The sequence below is a fragment of the Peribacillus sp. NPDC097264 genome, assembly GCF_050277925.1.
Lineage (GTDB): Bacteria > Bacillota > Bacilli > Bacillales > DSM-1321 > Peribacillus.
Map to the genome: position 1 here is coordinate 289,656 of NZ_JBNNSR010000006.1, position 21,717 is coordinate 311,372.

Sequence of the window (21,717 nt, forward strand, 5' to 3'; positions counted from 1 at the left end):
TCCTAAAACGGGACTTCACAAAGACTTGTGGCAGCAATCGTTTTTCACATCCTAGATTCACTTCATCCAGATCGTCTCCCGATTCAACCAGATTCAAAAACATCCATCCAGGATGACTCACTGCAAGTATATGCCCGCACTATACATAAGGTTACACTCGAAGTGAGATAATTGATTAATGTGACTATTCCATTTTCATTCACAAAAAAAGTTAAATAGTATAGACTATTTAATCCAATGTGTTATACTAATTGTATTATAAAAACTTAAACAAAGGAAGGTATCTCATATATGAATTCTGTTGACGTTAATGAGTTACACCAATTATTAGCAGGAAATAATGTGCAAACTCAACTCTCAGTTCCTCAATTAGTGGAAAAAGTATTAAGCAGAAATGAAGGCGTTTTAACTTCAACCGGCGCAGTAAAAGCTGAAACGGGCAAATACACAGGCCGTTCACCTAAAGATAAATATATTGTGGAAGAAGCTTCTGTAAAGGACAAAATTGACTGGGGCCCAGTGAACCAACCCATTTCCGAGGAAGTATTCAATAAACTATATAGTAAAGTAGTGGATTACTTAAAGACAAAAGAAGAAGTCTTTGTCTTCAAAGGTTTTGCTGGAGCAGACGAATCATCACGCCTTCCTATCCGAGTGGTTAATGAATATGCTTGGCACAACCTTTTTGCTCATACATTGTTCATCCGTCCGAATGAGGAAGAACTAAGAGGGCATGAAGCAGAATTCACCATCCTTTCCGCACCTAATTTCAAAGCGGATCCAGCAGTTGATGGAACGCAATCCGAAACGTTCATCATGGTATCATTCGAACGCCGTACTATCCTAATCGGTGGAACTGAATACGCAGGTGAAATGAAGAAATCGATTTTCTCAATCATGAACTACCTACTTCCGGAAGAAGAAATCCTTCCAATGCATTGTTCGGCAAACGTAGGTCGTGAAGGCGATGTCGCTTTATTCTTCGGATTGTCCGGTACTGGTAAAACGACTTTATCTGCCGACACGAACCGTAAACTGATCGGTGATGACGAACACGGCTGGTCTTCTAACGGTGTATTCAACATCGAAGGCGGATGCTATGCAAAAACCATCAACCTTTCACGTGAAAAAGAACCACAGATCTTCGACGCCATCCGTTTCGGCGCCGTATTGGAAAATGTCGTGGTAGATCCCGAAACACGCGTGGCGGACTACGATGACAGCTCATTAACGGAAAACACCCGTGCTGCATACCAAATGCAAGCGATCGATAACATTGTGAATCCAAGTATTGCGGGACACCCGAATACAATCATTTTCTTAACGGCTGATGCTTCTGGCGTACTGCCTCCAATCAGCAAACTTTCTAAAGAACAAGCCATGTTCCACTTCTTGAGCGGATACACAAGCAAATTGGCAGGTACAGAAAGAGGTGTGACGTCTCCTGAAGCAACATTCTCTACATGCTTCGGTTCACCTTTCCTACCACTTCCTGCTACACGCTATGCTGAAATGCTTGGAGAAAAAATCGACGAGCATGACGCAAAAGTATACCTGGTTAACACAGGATGGACTGGCGGAGCTTATGGAACTGGAAGCCGTATGAAGCTTGCTTATACTCGTGCCATGATCCAAGCAGCACTTGAAGGTGAATTAGCCAACATTGAAACCGTTCAAGATGATATCTTCGGCTTGAACATTCCGGTTCATGTTCCTGGTGTTCCTGATGAAGTGCTTCAACCAATCAAAACATGGGCAGACCCTGCTGCATACACAAAATCAGCAAAAGACCTTGCCGCTCAATTCCGTGCAAACTTCAAGAAATTCGGTAGCGTACCAAACGAAATCGAAGAACTTGGCGGGCCGATTGCATAATAAAGATAGGAAAAAGGACCAAGCGAAAATCGCTTGGTCCTTTTCTTTATCATCAAAGCAAGAATGCATAGTCCTTGGATATCCTCCTCTTCCCCATATTCACATTAGCTTTCTACGCGCACACCCCTTGGCTATCCCCGTCCCTTCCTCCTATTTCATGTGACAAGCCGCATTGCAACAGAAAAAACCCGAACGACTAAAACACCGTGGGAGTGGTGTTCATCGTTCGGGCTCTTCATCGTGTTCTTAAATCTTGAAGTGGCTTACTTCCTTCTGTAGGTTTTCGGCCAGGATTGCTAGTGATTGGGCGCCTGTCGTAATCTGTTCATTCGCCGCTAGCTGCTCTTCTGTGGCTGCACTTGTATCATGTGCCCGTTCAGCAGCGCTCACCGCAATTTCCTTTACGGAAGTGGCCCCTGCTGCCACCTCTTCGGTCATGGCTTGAATGTCTTCGATAGCATTGGATGCCGACTCTATCCGTTTTCCCACTTCACCGACTGCCACTTTGATCTGGTCGAACACCTGCAAGGAATTCTCCGAGGCAATGAGTCCATCTTCCGCTTTCTTGGTTCCCATCTTGATGGATTCCACCCCTTTTTTGGTCGCATCTTGAATCATGCTGACCATGTTTGCAATCTCTGAGGCGGACAATTTCGATTGCTCAGCCAGTTTCCGGACTTCATCTGCCACGACCGCAAAACCTTTTCCATGATCCCCGGCACGGGCAGCCTCGATCGCGGCATTCAATGCCAGTAAATTAGTTTGGTCGGAAATGTCCGTAATCAAGGCTGTCACTCTTTGAATATCACTTGAATGGCTCGTCATCATTTCCATGATTTTCGCCGAGTCCTGAATGGTGGAATTGATATGATTCATTTCCTTTGTCACCGCATTCATGCTGGATGATCCCTCACGAACTAGCGAATTCACCGTTTCAGCAGATTGAAGCATGTCGACATTGCTTTCCGTAACTCTCCCGACGGCTGCAGCCATTTCATTCATGGAATCCACCGAATTTTCAATAATGACCACCTGCTGATTCGTTCCTTGCATATTATCCTCTGCCGTTTTAGCAACCATCTCCGAAGAGGCAAGGCTTTCCTCGGAACTGGCTGACATTTGCTCCGCTTGAACAGCTAACTGGCTCGAAGAATCCCTCATACTCGAGACTATCGACTTCAGTTCATTAACCATTTTGTTGAATGCACCGGCCATTTCCCCAATCTCGTCCTTGTTCCGGACCTGTATGCTTTCCACCTGGAGATTTCCTCCAGCAACCTCACCAATAGCCGCAGTGAGCTTGCGGACCGGGCGGGTGATGCTGCGACTCAGGACAGTCGGCATTACGATACTAAGTATGAAGCCTCCGATGATGACCAACGTGATGAAGCTCAGCATATCCTTAACCAAAGCATCAATCTCTTTCCTTTTCTCTTGCATATAAACCTTCTGGTTGTCACTTAACTGTATGGCTTTTTCGATGATTGTTTCTTCTAGTACACTGGTCTCTTTCGCAATGACCAAAGCTTCCTGAGTTTTCTCCTTCTGGACATTATTGATTATTTCTTCTGAAAGTTCTGTATACTGCTGTTTTGCTTTATATGCCTCTTCCAGTAAAGTCCGATCTTCTTTCTTTTCCATCGTCTTTTCTAACTCTTTATAGGCACCTTCAAACCTATCATACTTCTCGGACCGGCCTTCTAAATACTTGGCATCTCCATAGATCATATATCCCCGAATATCGTTGGAGTAATCTTGCTGATTGATGATCAGGTCATCCACAAGTTGAGTCTTTTTCACGCGATTATCCAATAAAAACGTATATTGTTTATTAAGATCATCGATAATCAACAAATATACAGTCCCAATGGCCAATAAAAATACAAGTAAAGATAAAAAACTACCCCATAATTTTTTTGATACAGTTAATTTCATATAGCATCCCCCAAGTCGATTTATCTTCTTTGACCATCATTTAAGAGTATAAAGTCCTATATCCATTTTACCATATTCTTCATAATATTTTGTCACTTCAAGGAAAAAAAACCTAATGCTCGTTAAAGAGTCATTAGGTTTCCTCGTCTTATCCATATCTCTTTTTCCTTTTTAGACATAACAAAACCCCACCTCTACTATTCGTAACGGGTGGGGTTTCTATAAGGCTTCCACATCGGCTAGATCCATCTACAAGAACACGTCCTTTTCAATTTAAATGGCTAATTTACTGTATTCGTCTAACTGATCCTCGGTTAAATGTCTGATGAAATGGTGAAAGTTAATCGACTCGATTCCATATCTTTCGCAAGTCATTAAATAGGTTTCATACGCTTTATTATACATATTCATTTTACTTTTCCCCCTCTGTTATATAACAAATTATTTATTGTATAAATAATATATAACAGAGTGAATCATTCTGTCAATATTTTTTCAGAAATTTTAAAAAAACAAAAAAGACCACCGAATAGGTGATCTCTAAATTCCATGAACTCATTTACCAAAAAAGGTGCCTTCCCTTTTCAAATAAAGCAGGATGGTACAGAAAATGACTACTTCTGATAAAGGAATCGACAGCCATGCTGCATTGGTTCCGAATAGGAAAGGAAGGGTTACCAGGAATATGAGCATGAAGAGAAATTCCCGCCCAATCGTGATCCAGGCTGCCATCTTGACTTGCCCGACCGATTGAAAATAGGTCATCATGACAAAGTTGACCCCCATCAGAATATACCCGCCAAAGAAAATCCGAATGCCGATTGTCGCGAGTTCCTTCACGTCTTGTGAAAAGTCTCCGAATAAAGCAACTATATACGGTGCCGTCACTTGTCCGAGTAAGGTAATGAATACCCCCGCACCGATGGCCGTAAAAATGGCTATGCGAACCGTCTCGCGTTTTCGCTTCTCATCTTTCGCTCCATGGTAATAGCTAACGAGCGGTTGGATGGCCGATCCGATGCCCAGGAACATCAATAGCATCACACTGTGGGCATAATTGACGATGGAAAAGGCGGACAGTCCATCTGTTCCCGCCAACCGGGAAAACACATTGTTATGCGCAATCGTAAAGACGGATACACCGAGTTCAGATAAAAAGCTCGGAAAACCGATGGACATGGTCAAAAGGAAAAGCCGCTTATCAAAGCGGAATTTGACCAGACGAAGGGTATTCTTCTTCGTGAAGAAATGGGCGGAAAGCACGACGATTCCAAGCGCCGACGCAGTGATGGTCCCAAACGCAATTTCACGTACCCCTAAATCGAACACATACAAAATGATATAATTCAAGACGAAATTCGAAACAGCCGTCACAATCAATGCCGTCATGGCCAGTGTCGGATTTCCGTTATTCCGGATAAAAATACTCAAGGCATTTTCTAAGGTGAAAACAAAACCGAGCATCAAGAAAACGTTCATATAATCCGTCGCAAAGGGTGCGGTCGCGTCATTTGCCCCTAATGCGAACACGAGCTGATTGTGAAACAGATAGGCAATCAAACCAATGACGATGGTGAAGCCTGTAATTAGAACGATGGAATGCGTAAAAATGAAGCGGGAACGCACATAATCCTTCGCTCCCATGCTTTGGGAGTATAGCGTTGCGCCGCCGACACCAATCCAGATCGACATGGCGACAAAAATGGTATAAATGGGTCCAGCAATATTTACCCCTGCCAGGGCAACGGACCCAAGTTTGTTACCGACCATGACGCCATCGACGACAAAGTTCAATGCCATCAAGATCATTCCGATCATGGAAGGAATCAAATAGCGTAAGAAAATCTTTCCCGTCGATTCTATTTCCAGAAGACTTTTCTGTTGTTGTTCTCTCATTGCCATGTTCCCATCTCCTATTGCTTAACCTTACTTGGAAATTCCGCTCCAAAATACGGTCCATAATGCGTCAAATTTATCTTCCAACCGCTTAGGGTCATCGGAGTATACAAGTTCGACCAAGATGGCCACGATCACACCTGTGTAGGCCAATGTTAGCGTCCGGGCATTTCCCGAACGAATCGCCCCTTCTGATATCCATGAATCGAATAACTTTTCTAACAGTGCTTCCTGTTGATTCTCGAGATCCGCCGCTTCCCGCTGCACCACTTTATACAAATGAGTAGGCGGAAAGAACTCCATCCTGAGCCAGAACTTTAAATTCTCATTTTCCTGAAACATCCTTCTCATCTCATCCAAGAATCCATATAGCGTCCTTTCCGGATCTTGTTTTTGCTTAAAATACGCCTCATAAAAGGATAGCTCCATCTCCTTGGCATCTGTAAGGACGGCTAAAAATAAATCATCCTTTCCTTTAAAATGAGAATAAATCGATTGTTTTTTAATTCCCACATCATCAGCTATTTGAGAAAGCGACGTGCCCTTATATCCGTTAACCGCAAAATGTTTGAGTGCCGCTTTTTTAATTTCTTCACTTTTCATTACCTTCACCCTTCATCAACCAATATTTTACCCGCACTGGTACGCTCATTATCCTAACGAACGTTCGTCAGGAAATTATCACACAGAAATTCCATTCTGTAAACAAGGAAAAGCAGCCGCAGATCATTCCACGGCCACTGGTATGTATACTTGCATTTAAATCACATGGAAATAGTTCAAGATATTCTTGCCAATCAATAAGACGGTGACGCAAATGAATAATAGCCTAACATAGGAAGATCCCTTTTTAATCGCGAAGTTCGTCCCGACTAAAGCCCCGGCCACCATGGCGATTCCCATCGGAATTCCGTAAGCAAAATTGACCGTGCCCATCGATAGGAAAACAACGAGTGCTGCAATATTACTGCCAAAGTTCAAAATCTTGGCATTGCCAGCCGCTTGAACAAAATCAAATCCTATGATCAAAAAGGCAAACAATAAAAAAGATCCCGTCCCTGGTCCAAGAAAACCATCGTAAAAACCAATTGCAAAAATGACCACTAACATCAGAATGAGCTTATTCCGGGTCAATCCCTTATACAAAGTTTCTTTACCCCAATCCTTTTTGACGATCGTGTAAATCGCGACAATCACTAATATCAACAGAATCAACGGCTTCAATATGTCAGGCGAAACAAAGTGAACGACATAGGCACCCAATATCGACCCGATCACGGTCAGCGGCAAAAACTTGATGACAAATTTGAAGTTCACTTTCCCTGCCCGAATAAATGAAATCGTACTCGTCAAGGAACCCATCGAGCTCGAAAACTTATTCGTCGCTAAAGCCGCAGATGGTGAAATTCCCGTAAACAATAAAGCAGGTATGGAAATAAGACCGCCCCCGCCCACAACAGAATCAATGAACGCAGCGATGAAACCCGCTATCACCAAAAACAGCAACGTATAAAGATTAATATCCTCCATCTACATTCCTTCTTTCAACAGCAATATCTCATCCATTATACTCCGGTGTCCTGGATTTTTTATAAATATCAAACAATTCTTCATAAAATTTCGGTTTGATCTTGTAACGTGGGCGAATCAACGACCCACGACCGGTCTGCCCGCTGTGAATGTTGAATTATCCGCGTGAATGTCGAATTAATCGCACGAACGTCGAATTATGTGCCACCAATGGCGGAATGCTGGATAGTTCGGTCGAATTCCGTCCGTTCTCTACCACATAAAAAAGCGCATGCTAGATTCGCATGCGCTTCATGTATTCAATTTGTTGAATTCAGTGAGATCAATTGATATGTAATGTTGGTTTTTTCATTCATCCATTCGACCTTGCGGATGACGGCCGTTCCACTTGAATCGGATTGAATCGTTTTACGGACATCAATCGGGATGTCGATTGGATATAAGCGGTACCCTGCTTTCGTCAGGCTGAACACATTTTCTTCTTCACGAATTTCGTTTCCCTTTGTCACGATCATGGTGTTGAGTTCCATAGGCATGCCCATGTATATCTCCTCCTCTGGTCAATATACTTCATTCTACCATTATTCGGTTTTACTTTTCATCCAAGTTGTTAAATCTTCGACCACTTTTCGATTGACCGCAGGCGGGAAGAAATGCGTGAATTGTGGGAAATACCAACTTTCGACAGGCTTATCGTGGGCCTTCAACCTTTTTTCCAGTCGATAGGCATGTTCCACCGATACATTATCATCCCTTTCCCCATGAATGATCAGAACCGGAACATTCAATTCCTCGATGGCAAACAACGGCGTCCTGTATTCATATTGCTCCGGGCATTTCTTAGGACTACCACCAATGACCCTCTTCATCATCCGCCGCATATCGACTCGTTCGACATACGTCATGAACATATCCGACACTCCACCCCATGTGACAAGGGACGCAGCCGTCTGACAATGGATCGCCGTCCATAGTGCCATGATGCCACCCCGGGAAAAGCCGAGGATATGAATATGCTCCTTATTCACCCGTGGATGCTGCTCCAACAGGTTAAAGCCCGCTATCGCATCGAACCGATCTTCTCCGGCAAAATCCTCGTCCCCCTCCCCGCCTTGGTTGCCCCTATAAAAAGGAGCAAAGACGATGAACCCTTCTGCCGCATACTGAATGATACGTCCAGGCCTTACCTTGCCGACGTTTTTAATGCCACCCCGTAAATAAAGGAAAGCATCGTGAATGTCCCCATCCACAGGCTCAGCCAGTAATCCCTTTACCTTCAAACCTTGAGACATGTATGTGACTAAAAAAAGGTGAATGCCAGGATGTGGTGAAGGGAACCGTTGCTTTGAAATCATCCTTCCGTTCTCCATGTTCCGCTCCCCCTTTCTGTTTCCCTTATTGTAAAACATTCAATCGATTTTATCCCCTGTTAGGCATTCACCATTTCTCCACTCGTTCATACGATAAGATAGGCAAAATTCCTATATATCAAGGAGGAAGGTAAATTGAAGAAATGGTGTAAAGCGGGTGTCCTATTTTTACTTGTATGCATGCTAGTCATTCCCCTTGGGGCATGTGGTTCAAAGAAAGAAGAAACGACGAAGGTCCGTGTGGCCGAAGTGACACGCTCGCTTTTCTATACGCCGCAATATGTCGCGATTGAAAAAGGTTTTTTTGAAGAAGAAGGCCTAAAAATCGATTTAAAAACGACTGCTGGCGGCGACAAGACGATGACCACTTTACTGTCTGATGGTGCGGACATTGCACTCGTCGGATCGGAAACATCCATCTATGTCCAGGCGCAAGGGTCCAGCGACCCGGTCATTAACTTTGCCCAGTTAACGCAAACGGATGGGACCTTCCTTGTTTCACGTGAAAAGATTGAAAATTTCGAATGGGATATGTTGAAAGACTCCACCTTCCTAGGACAGCGTAAAGGCGGGATGCCGCAAATGGCGGGGGAATTCGTCTTAAAAAAACACAATATCGACCCACAAAAAGATCTGACGCTCATTCAGAATATTGATTTTGCGAACATCGCGACCGCATTCGCATCCAGTAACAAAATGCATGCTTCAAGGCGCCTCGCTATCAGGAAGTTCCTCCGTGTTTTCATGTAAACATTCCCGAAGAGCCAAATTGAACGTAATCTGGACTTCATTTTTTCCAAAAACCACTTTATCCACAACCCTGGAAAGCATAGCCTTTTTCAAATCATTGTCCGCCTGATCGAATTCACTCTCCCACTGGTCAGCTAGATCGACATGCCTTGATGAGGCTTCTTTTTCCTTTTCGATATTTGCTTTCAATCCTGTGATACGTGCCGTACTTTCAGCTATCTTTTTCTCTACACTTCCCATGGCACCCGACAGTTGGTCCGGGGTGAATGCACTATCTCCCCCCAATGATTTGATGATTTCACCATGTAGCTTAGCCAATTGCTTCGTTAGAACCTGATGTTCCTTCTCCAGCTGCTTTAGGTTCCGCTCAAGCTGGGCTAGATGTGATGCCTTGTGAGAGGAGAGATCGAAGTAGGAGCCCATATCCAGTTGAGACAGAACCGCCTTCACCCTTTTCATCACGATGGCATCGTATTTTCTGCCTTCCCATGTGCTGCTTACATGTTCGCCATTCATCCTGCCTTTATTGAGCGGGCACCTATAGCGATACATAACTTTGGCGGAGTGATCCTCCTTCCCCTTACTTTTGCGATACAAGTAGTTTCCACTCAACTTTGCCCCACAATACTGGCAATAGGCCAACCCCGAAAACATCAGCTTCCCTGCCAATGGGATGCCTTCCTTGTCTTGTTGGTTTAATTTACTGCTCCTTGCACTCCTGATCCGCTCCGCTTCCTTGAATACTTCATCCGGAATAATTCGTAACTTCTCATTATATGGCTGTGTATTTCCGTCTTCCCCATTAAAGCCTTTATAGCGTTTGTGCCCGATATAAATCGGGTTGGCCAAGATGCGCTGAATGGTACTTACCCCATATATGTTCCCGTCCCTATTTCGATAGCCTTTGTTGTTCAAGTAATCAACAATTTTTCGATACCCCAGGTGTCGGTCCACGTATAAACTGAAGACTAGCTTTATCATGGCCGACTCTTCCTCATCCACCGCCAACTCTTTCAGGTGCCTGTCTTTGTTCTTCCAATGCACCCGATCTGTTTCGAGGATTCTATAACCAATCGGGGCGGCCCCACCTTGAAAATAGCCTTGCTCACTTAGCTGCTTTTTAGCTTCTCGAACCCTCATAGAAGTCTTCTGGCTTTCCCCGTCGGATTGCCAGAAACTGATATAGTTCAACAGCTTGTCGATATGTGTTTCCGTGTTCCGCTTTCCTTCTTGCGTGGACCAGACCTCTACGGCATTTTGATTCAGGAAATTGACGATTAAAGGCGTTTCATCCTCCCGCCTCCCTAATCGGTCAAACATGAACACCAAAAGAACATCCAATTCCTTGTCCAGGGCCCCTTGTTTAATCGTATTCAAGGCATCCCTTTCGTCCGCTTTCTTCGACCAGCCCGAAACCCCTTTTTCTATTAATTCATGAGTGATGCGCCAATCCGGCCTATTTTTCACGAATTCATGGCATGCGCTCTTTTGAATGGGAATATCATCATCCGTAGCCATCTGCTTCATGGTGGATACTCGATACAGGCACCAAACCCGTTTCATTTCCACACCCCTTTTTCCCTGTTTCATTCGGTTAAAATAAAACCCTCAATAAAACGGTGCTTCAAAACCATATCCCCCTAAAAAACGCTTTAAGTCCTTTTCTCGCCACCTCGTTCCTCGCCTCACTCTTGGCGAATTTCAAAGTCACCTTCACCTTATAATCGGAAATCTCCAACAAATGGTCGTATTCTTCATCTGTTCTGTATTGGTATTCCGTTTCGTCCCATATAATCAGTTTCCCTTTCCCTCCATTTGCTTCCTCTGTCATCGCCATCACCCCGTTGCCATGGATTCCTATAATCTATGGCCGTTGCGATGATAGTATTAATAGTCTTCTAATCACTACCCGTAGAATACTGGGGCAGAATGAGATTCATAAGGATAGAAAAAAGCCAGTACCCGAAAGTACTGGCTGACCAATTATGATGGTTGTTTAATCTTTGCTTTAGACGGAACAAACAGGGTTAACACGAACGCGATAATCGCTAGGATGGTCATGAAATAATAGGCATCACTCGAACCCAAAATCGAAGCTAGTGCGCGGATGGATTCACCTGTAGCATTTGGTGTATCCCCCAACAATGTTTCCGCATGCTTTGTCGTTTGTGCCGTAAACACGGTAACGACAATAGCCGTTCCAATTGCCCCTGCAATTTGGCGAACCGTATTATTCACGGCTGTACCATGTGTCACTAGTGTTTTCGGTAAGGCATTCAAACCGGCCGTGTTTAATGGCATCGTAATGAAGCTCAATCCTATGCGAAGGAAAATGGTCCGCACCATCAAAAAGACGAAGGTCGTCGATTCGGTTAAATCTGTAACCACCCACATGGACGGAATGATGAAAATCAACCCGATGATGAATACCGGTTTCGCGCCTAAGCGGTCAAACAATTTCCCCGTGACCGGAGACATCAAGGCGTTGATGATAGCACCCGGCAATAATAATAAACCGGCGTCAAATGCAGTGAACCCTCTACCATTTTGTAAATAGATCGGCAACAGGATCATATCCGCATACATCATCATCGTAACAAAGATGTTAATGATGGAAGTTAGCGTAAATACTTTATTCTTAAAAACCGATAAGTTAAGAAACGGATCAGATGATTTTATTTGTCTCATACAGAAAATCGCTATCGTCACGATCCCTACAAGTATGGTCATTATGACAACCTTATCATCCCACCCATGGCTCCCGGCATTACTGAAGCCATATAGAATAAGACCAAATCCGATGGTTGATAAAATAACACTTGCTACATCCAACTTCACTTTTTCTGTTTCCGAAACATTGATTAAATATTTCATCGCTAATAATATGACGATCACGACAAATGGAATGATCCCGATGAATAACCAGCGCCATGAATAATATTCAATAACGAAACCGGCCAATGTCGGTGCAATGGCTGGAGCGAATATGATCGCCAGTCCCATCAACCCCATCATGCTTCCCCTTTTTTCTGGAGGAAAAATAAACATGACGACGCTCATTAGCAATGGCATAATAATTCCTGCCCCAATGGCCTGAATCATACGTCCCATCAGTAAAATAGCGAAATTCGGTGCTACCGCGCACAAAATAGAGCCAATTAATAAAAACAGCATCGAACTTATAAATAATTGGCGTGTAGAAAAACGTTTCATTAAATAGGCCGTAATCGGGATTAACACCCCATTCACCAACATAAACCCAGTGGATATCCACTGCACGGTTGTAGCGGATACAGAAAATACCTCCATTAAGTTACTTAGTGCGACGTTTAAAAGGGTTTGATTTAAAGTGGATAAAAAACACCCTAAAATCAACACGGTTAATAATACCTTTTTATTGATTGGTTCCGACATATTACCCCTCACTTCATTTGCTTTTTTAACACCTTGTCAATAAAATAGATAGTACCATTCATTTTTTTGGATGCCTATTCACAATTTGTTATGAAGTGTTAATTAAACAACAGATTTGTAAAATATATTGAAGAAGTTCGAAATAATAGATGAAGGAGGTTTACGTTGTCGACACAAAAAAAGCAGGATCCCCGTGCCCTTCGCTCTAAGCGAATGATTAAAAAGGCCGTCACGGATATCTTGATTGAAAACCCTGATATATCGAAGCTTACCGTCCAAAAGATATCGGACCGCGCAGAGCTGAATCGTGCAACTTTTTATTTACACTTTGTCGATATTAATGATTTGTTAAAACAATTGGTCTATGATATTTTCGACGACTTGTCGTTGGAATTGTCACCCATCCTGCAAATTGATAATTTGAATAATGAAGAGCAATTCATTACGTTTTTGGATTACTTTTATAAGCACCGAAAGCTTTTTGCCGTGCTTTTTGCCCACCCGGGTTTCAAGAAAAAATTGCATATGATCTTAAAGGACTCCATTGCCATAAAACGTGTAAGGGACCGGACAAAGGAAGTAACGTTATCCATGGATATTCTTGCCTCCTCCATCCTGGGTGTCATCATGTGGTGGCTTAAAGATGGCGTTCATTTCAGTTCCGAATACATTGCCAAACAAATTATTGAACTCTATCGATAATCGAGTAGCAAACCAAATAATTAAAATGCTCTTTTTTTACATTTATTATGCATTCTTTTCATTAAAAGGTGTAAAATAAATATCGACCGGATTTATCTCTTTATTTACGTTCTCCATTACTTTCCTTCTATAAGAAATACGGGTGGAAAATCCAATTGGATAAACTTTTTCTGAGAGTGTTTTTAAGATATAATGGAGATAATGTATAAATGGTAGGTCATGTTTCATTGGTTTTACCTATTGGTATTGGGTTTATGCTCATAACCAAAGCAGCGATATAATTTACGTTCACTACTTCACATCATCTATATTTTAACGATATAGTATTATTGGCTATTTTAATCTATTAAAAAAAGCAATACAGTATGATATGCTTATAATAAAGACAGGAATGATGTGTGACCAGGTCACGCCTTGGCTTATTGTGACGCCTAAGCAGGACCACCTACATCCTTTCTGCAAATTTTAGGGTATAAGGATGGTAATGATGAGCAACGGAGAAATCAAAACAGACGTCATCTTAATTGGTGCCGGGATCATGAGCGCGACTTTGGGGACAATGCTTAAAGAACTAGTACCGGAATGGGAAATCAAGGTGTTCGAAAAGCTTGAAAGCGCGGGGGAAGAAAGCTCTAACGAGTGGAATAATGCGGGGACAGGTCATGCAGCACTGTGTGAACTTAATTACACAACTGAAAAACCAGATGGTTCTATTGATATTAGCAAGGCCCTTAAAATTAACGAACAATTTCAACTTTCAACTCAGTTTTGGTCTTATCTAGTAAAGAACAAGCTGATAAATAATCCACAAGACTTCATCACGTCATTGCCACATATGAGCATGGTTCAAGGGGAAGAAAATATTGCGTTCTTAAAGAAACGTTTTAAAGCGCTATCAGAAAGCCCTCTATTCCAAGGGATGGAATTTTCTGAAGACCCTGCAAAATTAAAGGAATGGATTCCACTTATCATGGAAAACCGTCCATCGAATGACCGCATTGCGGCCACTAAAATCGACTCTGGAACAGATGTTAACTTTGGTGCCTTGTCGCGTATGTTATTTGACCACTTAGAAAATAAAAATGTAGATATTAAATATAAACATTCTGTTGATAACATTAAACGGGCTAACGACGGTTCTTGGGAATTGAAAGTTCGTAACGCCAAGGGTAATGTTGAACGCCATAATGCTAAATTCGTCTTCATCGGCGGCGGGGGCGGAAGCTTGCACTTACTGCAAAAATCCGGTATCCCTGAAGGGAAGCATATTGGTGGATTCCCTGTCAGCGGGATCTTCATGGTATGTAATAATCCAGAAATCATCGAGCAACATCATGCCAAAGTATACGGAAAAGCTAAAGTTGGTGCTCCACCAATGTCTGTTCCGCATCTTGACACACGATTCATCGATAATAAAAAATCATTGCTATTCGGACCGTTTGCCGGCTTCTCACCGAAGTTCCTGAAAACAGGTTCCATGTTTGATTTAATCACTTCCGTCAAACCGAATAATGTCTTGACGATGTTATCAGCTGGCGCAAAAGAATTGCCTTTGACTAAATATCTGGTTCAGCAACTTATGTTATCGAAAGAACAACGCGTTGAAGAATTACGTGAGTTCATCCCTAACGCTAAAGTTGAAGATTGGGATTTGGTCGTAGCTGGACAACGTGTTCAAGTTATCAAAGATACGGATAAAGGAAAAGGAACGCTTCAATTTGGTACGGAAGTCATTACAGGGGCTGACGGTTCGATTGCCGCGTTATTGGGTGCATCACCAGGTGCTTCAACAGCCGTCCATGTTATGCTTCAAATCATCGACAAATGCTTCCCTGAACAGAAGCAAGAATGGGAACCGAAACTTAAAGAAATGATTCCGTCTTACGGCATTTCCTTGAAAGATAACCCAGACGTTCTTGAAGAAGTTCATTCTTCTACAGCAGAGGTACTTGGTTTACACAAAAAAAAAGAAAAAGCCTATAATTAATATTCGATAACCTTCAATCTGAAAAGGATTGAAGGTTTTTTTTTATTCATTTTAACTCAAAACTCTCCCCCTCTATTTATTCCGCCAAACTGGAAATCATGACATAGACCATAAAAATAGATTCACTAATCTTCCCATACCATGTTTTGTATGTATCTTGTTATCCATTGCCTTCGCATCCGGTACAGGTGATTTCGTCCAATTGTTTGAACCGACTGCCAGTGTGTTCGAGAAAGAAGGCAAGGGCCATATTGTCGCTTCCTTTGGTGCAGAGTCCGGTCATCTTCCCTATACCACCTTTATGGCCAAGGAAAGTTATCTGAAGGACGATAAAGAGACCGTAGAGAAATTTACTCGAGCCTTGAAGAAGGCACAGGATTGGGTGCAGGAAAATGATGCAGCAGAAGTCGCCAAAGTGATCCAACCATTCTTCGATGATATCGACGTTGAGACGATGGAGACCGTTATCGACCGTTACAAGGAGCAAGGTTCCTTTGCACCGGATCCGATTCTGGATGAAGAAGAATGGAATAACTTGCAGGATATCATGGACGAAGCCGGTGAATTGCCTACACGCATCAGCCATGATGAGCTTGTCAATACGGACTTTGCAAAAGAAGTCTCCAAATAAGGTACAGAGTAAGGAGGATGTCTCATGGGATTTTTGACGATCGAAGACATTCACCACACGTATTTTTCAAATCAGGCGGCCCAAACCGCACTTGGGGGCATTTCTCTCGATATTGAAAAAGGTGAATTCGTCTCTTTTCTTGGCCCGAGCGGTTGCGGGAAAACGACCCTGCTTTCCATCATCGCCGGACTGTTTCCACCCACTTCTGGGAAAATCCTGCTCGAGAACGAACCGCTTGGGACGGATCATGATTTTCCGATTGGCTATATGCTTCAACAGGATTACCTCTTTCCATGGAAGACGATAGATGAAAATGTTACGTTGGGGTTACGTCTATTGAAGAAAAATGAAGGATTGGAACGGGTCAAAGCGTTGAAGTTATTGAATGAGGTGGGTTTGGCCGGATCTGAAAAGTCGTATCCACGCGAACTCTCTGGTGGAATGAGGCAACGTGCAGCCCTGGCCCGGACTCTCGCCGTTGACCCGAAGATCCTGCTTCTTGATGAACCATTTTCTGCCCTGGATTATCAAACGAAACTGAAACTCGAGGACCTTGTATCGGAAACACTGAAATCATTCGGAAAGACTGCTGTCCTTGTGACCCATGATATCGGTGAAGCGATTGCGATGAGTGACCGGATCTATTTGTTCGCTGCGAAACCAGGTAAAATCCATAAGACATTCGATGTGCCCATGGAATTGCGTGAACTGACACCTTTCCATGCCCGTAATCATCCAGAGTACACCGCGTTATTCCAAACAATTTGGAAGGAGCTTGAAAGTCTTGAATATTGAACAGCTTCATGGCCAATATAAAGCCTCGTTGAAAAAAGAAAAAAAGCTGGTCCGTGTTTATCAGCTCCTCATTTTCATCGTCTTTTTCAGTGGGTGGGAGTTGTTTTCACGGATGAAATGGATCGATCCGCTCATCTTCAGTTCCCCTTCGAAAGTCTGGCAGTTATTTTTAACGAAAGTGGCTGATGGTTCCCTGCTCTCCCATTCGGGCGTGACGCTATTCGAAACCGTACTCGGCTTTCTTATCGGAACACTGCTTGGGACGGTGCTCGCTTCCGTACTTTGGTGGTCTCCTAGACTATCCAATATCCTTGATCCCTATCTCGTCATTTTAAATGCGATGCCGAAAGTGGCCCTTGGTCCCATCATCATCGTCGCATTCGGTCCCGGCTTCCCTTCGATTATTTCCATGGGAGCGATCATTTCCATCATCATCACCACGATTGTCGTCTATACCGCATTTCGGGAAGTCGACCCAAACTACCTGAAAGTCCTTCAAACATTTGGTGCCACACGGTTACAGTCGTTCCGGGAAGCCATATTACCCGCTTCCTTTCCAACCATCATCTCCACCTTGAAAGTGAACGTGGGACTCTCATGGGTGGGTGTCATCGTCGGAGAATTCCTTGTTTCCGCAAAAGGGCTCGGCTACCTAATCATCTATGGATTCCAAGTCTTCAATTTCACCCTCGTGATGCTTGCCTTGATGATCATCGCCGTCTTCGCAACCATCATGTACCAGCTTGTCGAACTGCTTGAACGAAAATTGATCAAGGACTGACCTAGCTGCTGATCGTAAATCGGCAGTTTTTTTATGTAAAGAAACAGCCTGCTGACTGTCTCTTTGTCATCCTTCCATCATGTCTTTAAGCCGTTTCAGGCTAAGCGGCAGGATTTCGTCTTTCATGATAAAACTGTACTCCTCGCCCGGGACGTCCGGCAGCTTAGCCAAAAGGAGCGGTCCGTCCGTCTCCAGATAATCCTTTTTGCTTTCCAGACCACCTAGCTCGGCGAAATAGATGGATTTAATGAACGGTTTCATGGGATCATGGACCTTGTATTGCCCTAAAAAAATCAACTCGTTCACCAATCCGCCTGTTTCTTCATACACTTCACGCTTGGCTGCCCCTTCAATCGTTTCTCCATCCTCCCGCTTGCCACCTGGAAATTCCAACCCGCGCTTCCGGTGTTTCGTCAATACCCACTTGCCACTGTATCGGCATATGACAAATACATGATAGGCAACCCCGAAAGCCTCATCATGTGAAAACTCGACCATATATCCATTTTCGTCTAGAAAGCTTTTCATATTTCCCACAACCAATCCTTATTTCACCCATTTCTCTCCATTTGAGTTATACTTATTATAAGATAAAAAAATGAGAATGTAGCAAAAAAGATGACCTCTAATATTCGAGGCCATCATCTGTCCGCTTTGCCTGCAGAATACCCATGCTTTCGATATGCCGCTTGCCTTCTTCTGTTCCTAGCATATAGATCATTTCATAAATCTTTTGAAGCGTGACATCCTGTTCATCGTTTTCACGGTCATAATGATATTGTAAATACGGTACGTGGGCACGATAAAAATTATCTTCCCCTACTGAATAATTGTAATCGAACAATTCCCGAAGCTGGATGATTTCATTATCCGTTGCCTCGATTTCAAAATTCCATGGAGAACTTTCCCGGTCCTGCGTGATTTGCCCGTTTGGGATGTATACGTAATACTTTTTCCTTGTTTCTTCCATTCGTCATCATCCTTTCCCTAACTCCTACGCTTATTTTCTCACCAGATTCCACCTTCATACGATGGAAAAATTTGTTTGCACAAATGGGAAAGATGTTAAATAATAGATTAAAGTATCTTTCAAAGGGTAAAACATATAATAAGCCCAAGCATCCTACAGATTTTTATATGCATCATGAGTTTTTTTTGATAACCTACATATAAAGAGATAACGGATTTTCAAGAAATGTGAGGTGAAAGTTATGAAGTTGATTGAAGAATTGTACAACATGTACCGTAATAAATTGACTGGTGATGAAGAAGACATTGATATGCTAACCTTTGCTGTCCTGGAACAATTGGACCGCAAGGAAATTTTTGAATTGCTTCAAGAGATGGATGACCAAGAACTAACCGATCTTATGGGCCTTTACATTATTGAAACGTTAAAAGGAAAATTCGCACAAAATAGTTTAAATGATACGAAACCTACTCACTTTTCACCAAGGAATATACATTAATTACATACCATATTAGGCGTCCCGCATCTTGGGACGCCTTTCTTTTTTTGGGATCTGTTAATAACCGAAATAATTTTCTCAGTCTACCTACTTCAACTTATCGTCTTCTAGATCCCAGGCACCTTTCAATTTCTTTATGCCCACTTGTATTTCTTCTTCTGAAACCCCTGCGAACCCTATTAAGACAGTGGTGGTCGGAGGTTGCTTTGTATAAAACAGGGAAGCGGGATAGATTTTCACGCCATGCATTTTTGCCCTCTCAATAAGCTCTACTTCATTAAACCGTGAGTCCACGTCAAGCAAGATATGCAGACCTGAATCTCCTCCCCGTATCTTCACATGTCTTCCTAATTCGTTTTGGATGGTCTCTAATACCATCTCTCTCTTTTTTTGATACAGCTTTCTCATTCTGTTGATGTGTTTTTGCCATTCGCCCCTTTTGATAAATTCAGCAAGCGTAAACTGAATGTGACAGGATATCGTTTGTTTATACAAGGAAGTGATTTCGGTACCTTTTTCTAATAGAGGTGCAGGAAGAACCATATAGCTGATGCGCAACGAGGGGAGAAGGGATTTAGAGAAAGTGCCCATATAAATGACCCGGTTATGCTGGTCAATCCCTTGCAAAGAAGGAATCGGCTGTCCGCTGTATCTATACTCCCCCTCATAATCATCCTCAATGATATAAGATTGGTTATCCTCTGCCCATTTAAGGAGCTGCCTTCTTCTGTTGACCGTCATGGTGGTGCCGAGTGGAAATTGATGAGAAGGCGTTACATATACAAGAGAAGGATTTTCATTTCGGATTCCCTGCATACAGATACCCTCTTCATCCACTGGCATAGGGAGAATCTTCATAGAATTGATTTCAAAGATCCTCCTCGCTCTCGGAAAGCCCGGATCCTCATACCCTATGGAAATGTCCCGCCCAAAGACTTGGCATAAGATCTGTAACAGTATAGGATTACCCGCCCCTAAAATGACCTGTTCAGGTTGACAATGAACACCGCGTGAATGATATAAATATTCGGCAATAAGCTCTCTCAACACAGGTTCCCCCAATATATTCCCTGGCCGATAAAGCTGTTGACCATATTGATCTAAGCTACTGACCATACTTTTTCGCCAAGAAGAAAAAGGAAAGTGGGTTGAATCCACATGGCCATAATGAAAGTCAATCCATTGTTCATTCTCTTTTATTTTGGGCTTAATGGAAGAGTCGTTTGCCATATGTACAAAATCGGATTCACTATAATCCACATACCAGCCGCTTCTCGGCTTGCTCACAATGTACCCTTCAGCCGCAAGCTGATCATAGGTACGCTCGACTGTCGTGTGGCTGATTGAAAGCTGAGACGCGAGCACCCTTTTGGAAGGAAGTTTCATCCCTTTTTGAAGATGCCCTTCCTGCATCTCTTTCTTGAAAAGCTGATAGAGCTGTTGATAAAGGGGCGTATCGTGGTTTCGATTTAAAAAAAATGTGATATCCACTTCGATGATCCCTCCTAACTGGCATGGTTTTATTTAAAGAAACTGGCTGTTTATTAAGAACCATTTTCTGTTTATATTCATTGTAATCCATTAAAAGGAATAAGACGCAGATAAAAAAGGATGTTGGAGAAATATGATTGGGAGTGATTGTAATGAAGAAAACATCAAATGGTTGGGTGAACGGTTTTATTGGCGTAATGATTTTTAGCGGCTCACTGCCTGCGACTCGCTTAGCTGTAGCGGATTTCGATCCAGTGTTCCTTACCTTGTGCCGCGCGGCGATAGCAGGTGTATTGGCAGGAGCCCTTCTTCTTCTCTTCCGGCAGTCACGTCCTGAAAGAACGGATATCGTCCCTCTTATGATCGTAGCGGTTGGTGTCGTGGTTGGTTTCCCACTGCTGACTGCCTTGGCCCTGCAATCTGTCACATCGGCACATGCTATCATCTTCATTGGTCTACTTCCGCTCTCGACGGCTATATTTGGGGTGATTCGGGGTGGGGAACGCCCACGTCCCTCCTTCTGGATATTTTCTGCTGCTGGTAGCTTCCTGGTTGCAGGGTATGCCCTCATCCAAGATGGGGAAGCTTCCCCAATCGGCGACGTTTACATGGTGGCCTCGATCATCATATGTGGTCTCGGTTATGCTGAAGGCGCTCGACTCTCACGGAAGCTAGGGGACTGGCAGGTGATCTGTTGGGCTCTCGTTCTATCCCTTCCCCTAATGCTTCCATTTTCCGTCTATCTATCCCCGGATTCGTGGGACGACATTGGTGGACCTTCACTATTGAGCCTTGCTTATGTATCTTTATTCAGCATGCTCATCGGCTTCATCTTCTGGTACCGTGGTCTCGCTCAGGGTGGTATAGCGGCGGTTGGGCAGCTGCAGCTCCTTCAACCATTTTTCGGGATGTTGCTTGCAGCTGTCTTTCTGCATGAGGAGGTTGGTCCCACACTCATAGCTGTGAATATAGCTGTGGTGCTTTGTGTGGCAGCGACCCGACGTGTAGCAAGAGCACCACGAATGAAAGCCGAGACAGAAGACGTGAAAAGTGATTTGACGAAATAGTCTAGAAACAAAAAAAGGCCCTAC

Annotated in this window: 20 protein-coding genes and 2 pseudogenes; 9 read left to right on the top strand and 13 right to left on the bottom strand. The window is 43.3% G+C overall.

The features are described from left to right. Positions 1-291: 291 nt before the first annotated feature. On the top strand, positions 292-1,875 hold the full coding sequence (pckA, locus tag ACQKL0_RS11875; RefSeq protein ID WP_402875118.1) for a phosphoenolpyruvate carboxykinase (ATP): 1,584 nt from the start codon (positions 292-294) through the stop codon (positions 1,873-1,875). Between the two features lie 246 nt (positions 1,876-2,121). Here the strand turns inward: pckA and ACQKL0_RS11880 are convergent, their stop codons facing one another. The 7 genes from ACQKL0_RS11880 to ACQKL0_RS11910 form a co-directional block, all read right to left on the bottom strand. Continuing rightward, positions 2,122-3,810, bottom strand: coding sequence for a methyl-accepting chemotaxis protein (locus ACQKL0_RS11880; RefSeq protein WP_427687803.1), 1,689 nt, complete (start codon positions 3,808-3,810; stop codon positions 2,122-2,124). 273 nt (positions 3,811-4,083) lie between these two features. Then, positions 4,084-4,221, bottom strand: a complete 138-nt coding sequence (locus ACQKL0_RS11885) for a hypothetical protein (protein WP_427687805.1) — start codon at positions 4,219-4,221, stop codon at positions 4,084-4,086. Between the two features lie 144 nt (positions 4,222-4,365). Next, positions 4,366-5,712 (bottom strand): MATE family efflux transporter, encoded by a 1,347-nt coding sequence (locus tag ACQKL0_RS11890; protein WP_427687807.1) that lies wholly within the window; start codon positions 5,710-5,712, stop codon positions 4,366-4,368. A gap of 24 nt (positions 5,713-5,736) precedes the next feature. Further along, the gene (locus ACQKL0_RS11895; RefSeq protein WP_427687809.1) at positions 5,737-6,309 is read right to left on the bottom strand and encodes a TetR/AcrR family transcriptional regulator; all 573 of its coding nucleotides are present in this window, start codon (positions 6,307-6,309) and stop codon (positions 5,737-5,739) included. 156 nt (positions 6,310-6,465) lie between these two features. Beyond that, positions 6,466-7,236: a TSUP family transporter gene (locus ACQKL0_RS11900; RefSeq protein WP_407406295.1), complete on the bottom strand. Its 771-nt coding sequence runs from the start codon at positions 7,234-7,236 to the stop codon at positions 6,466-6,468. Between the two features lie 299 nt (positions 7,237-7,535). Then, on the bottom strand, positions 7,536-7,778 hold the full coding sequence (locus ACQKL0_RS11905; RefSeq protein WP_403080354.1) for a DUF2584 domain-containing protein: 243 nt from the start codon (positions 7,776-7,778) through the stop codon (positions 7,536-7,538). 39 nt (positions 7,779-7,817) lie between these two features. Further along, positions 7,818-8,606: an alpha/beta hydrolase family protein gene (locus ACQKL0_RS11910; RefSeq protein WP_402957029.1), complete on the bottom strand. Its 789-nt coding sequence runs from the start codon at positions 8,604-8,606 to the stop codon at positions 7,818-7,820. 180 nt (positions 8,607-8,786) lie between these two features. Between ACQKL0_RS11910 and ACQKL0_RS11915 the strand changes: the two are divergent. Next, a pseudogene (locus ACQKL0_RS11915) lies at positions 8,787-9,293 on the top strand (ABC transporter substrate-binding protein); the annotation flags it as partial. 18 nt (positions 9,294-9,311) lie between these two features. Here ACQKL0_RS11915 and ACQKL0_RS11920 read toward each other — a convergent pair. From ACQKL0_RS11920 to ACQKL0_RS11930, 3 genes are all read right to left on the bottom strand, one after another. Beyond that, a complete protein-coding gene (locus ACQKL0_RS11920; RefSeq protein WP_427687811.1) occupies positions 9,312-10,919 on the bottom strand; it encodes a recombinase family protein in 1,608 nt (535 codons plus the stop codon). Between the two features lie 61 nt (positions 10,920-10,980). Further along, a complete protein-coding gene (locus tag ACQKL0_RS11925; RefSeq protein WP_427687813.1) occupies positions 10,981-11,187 on the bottom strand; it encodes a hypothetical protein in 207 nt (68 codons plus the stop codon). Positions 11,188-11,339: 152 nt separating this feature from the next. Then, positions 11,340-12,770 carry a DHA2 family efflux MFS transporter permease subunit gene (locus ACQKL0_RS11930; RefSeq protein WP_427687815.1) on the bottom strand — a complete coding sequence of 477 codons (1,431 nt, stop codon included), beginning with the start codon at positions 12,768-12,770 and terminating at the stop codon, positions 11,340-11,342. A 165-nt stretch (positions 12,771-12,935) separates the two neighbouring features. On the opposite strand from ACQKL0_RS11930, the gene ACQKL0_RS11935 reads away from it, so the two are divergent. The 5 genes and pseudogenes from ACQKL0_RS11935 (at position 12,936) to ACQKL0_RS11955 (ending at position 17,666) form a co-directional block, all read left to right on the top strand. Next, positions 12,936-13,472, top strand: coding sequence for a TetR/AcrR family transcriptional regulator (locus ACQKL0_RS11935; RefSeq protein WP_403080349.1), 537 nt, complete (start codon positions 12,936-12,938; stop codon positions 13,470-13,472). Positions 13,473-13,959: 487 nt separating this feature from the next. Beyond that, on the top strand, positions 13,960-15,459 hold the full coding sequence (locus ACQKL0_RS11940; protein WP_407406251.1) for a malate:quinone oxidoreductase: 1,500 nt from the start codon (positions 13,960-13,962) through the stop codon (positions 15,457-15,459). 169 nt (positions 15,460-15,628) lie between these two features. After that, positions 15,629-16,090, top strand: a pseudogene (locus ACQKL0_RS11945) (ABC transporter substrate-binding protein); the annotation flags it as partial. Between the two features lie 24 nt (positions 16,091-16,114). Then, positions 16,115-16,885 carry an ABC transporter ATP-binding protein gene (locus ACQKL0_RS11950; RefSeq protein WP_402957022.1) on the top strand — a complete coding sequence of 257 codons (771 nt, stop codon included), beginning with the start codon at positions 16,115-16,117 and terminating at the stop codon, positions 16,883-16,885. Continuing rightward, complete coding sequence (locus tag ACQKL0_RS11955) at positions 16,875-17,666, top strand: ABC transporter permease (RefSeq protein WP_402875150.1); 792 nt, start codon at positions 16,875-16,877, stop codon at positions 17,664-17,666. Before ACQKL0_RS11950 ends, ACQKL0_RS11955 begins: the two co-directional genes overlap by 11 nt. Before the next feature lie 66 nt (positions 17,667-17,732). On the opposite strand, the gene ytkD is transcribed toward ACQKL0_RS11955, so the two are convergent. Next, entirely contained in the window at positions 17,733-18,194 is a 462-nt protein-coding gene (ytkD, locus tag ACQKL0_RS11960) for an RNA deprotection pyrophosphohydrolase (RefSeq protein ID WP_427687817.1), read from the bottom strand. Between the two features lie 97 nt (positions 18,195-18,291). Next, entirely contained in the window at positions 18,292-18,636 is a 345-nt protein-coding gene (locus tag ACQKL0_RS11965) for a hydrolase (RefSeq protein ID WP_402875159.1), read from the bottom strand. Positions 18,637-18,877: 241 nt separating this feature from the next. Here ACQKL0_RS11965 and ACQKL0_RS11970 point away from each other — a divergent pair, with 241 nt between their 5' ends. Next, on the top strand, positions 18,878-19,135 hold the full coding sequence (locus ACQKL0_RS11970) for a DUF6154 family protein (protein ID WP_402875161.1): 258 nt from the start codon (positions 18,878-18,880) through the stop codon (positions 19,133-19,135). A gap of 87 nt (positions 19,136-19,222) precedes the next feature. Here the strand turns inward: ACQKL0_RS11970 and ACQKL0_RS11975 are convergent, their stop codons facing one another. Further along, positions 19,223-20,626 carry a PLP-dependent aminotransferase family protein gene (locus ACQKL0_RS11975; protein ID WP_427687819.1) on the bottom strand — a complete coding sequence of 468 codons (1,404 nt, stop codon included), beginning with the start codon at positions 20,624-20,626 and terminating at the stop codon, positions 19,223-19,225. A 152-nt stretch (positions 20,627-20,778) separates the two neighbouring features. Here ACQKL0_RS11975 and ACQKL0_RS11980 point away from each other — a divergent pair, with 152 nt between their 5' ends. Beyond that, positions 20,779-21,693 (top strand): DMT family transporter, encoded by a 915-nt coding sequence (locus ACQKL0_RS11980; RefSeq protein ID WP_427687821.1) that lies wholly within the window; start codon positions 20,779-20,781, stop codon positions 21,691-21,693. Positions 21,694-21,717: the final 24 nt, after the last annotated feature.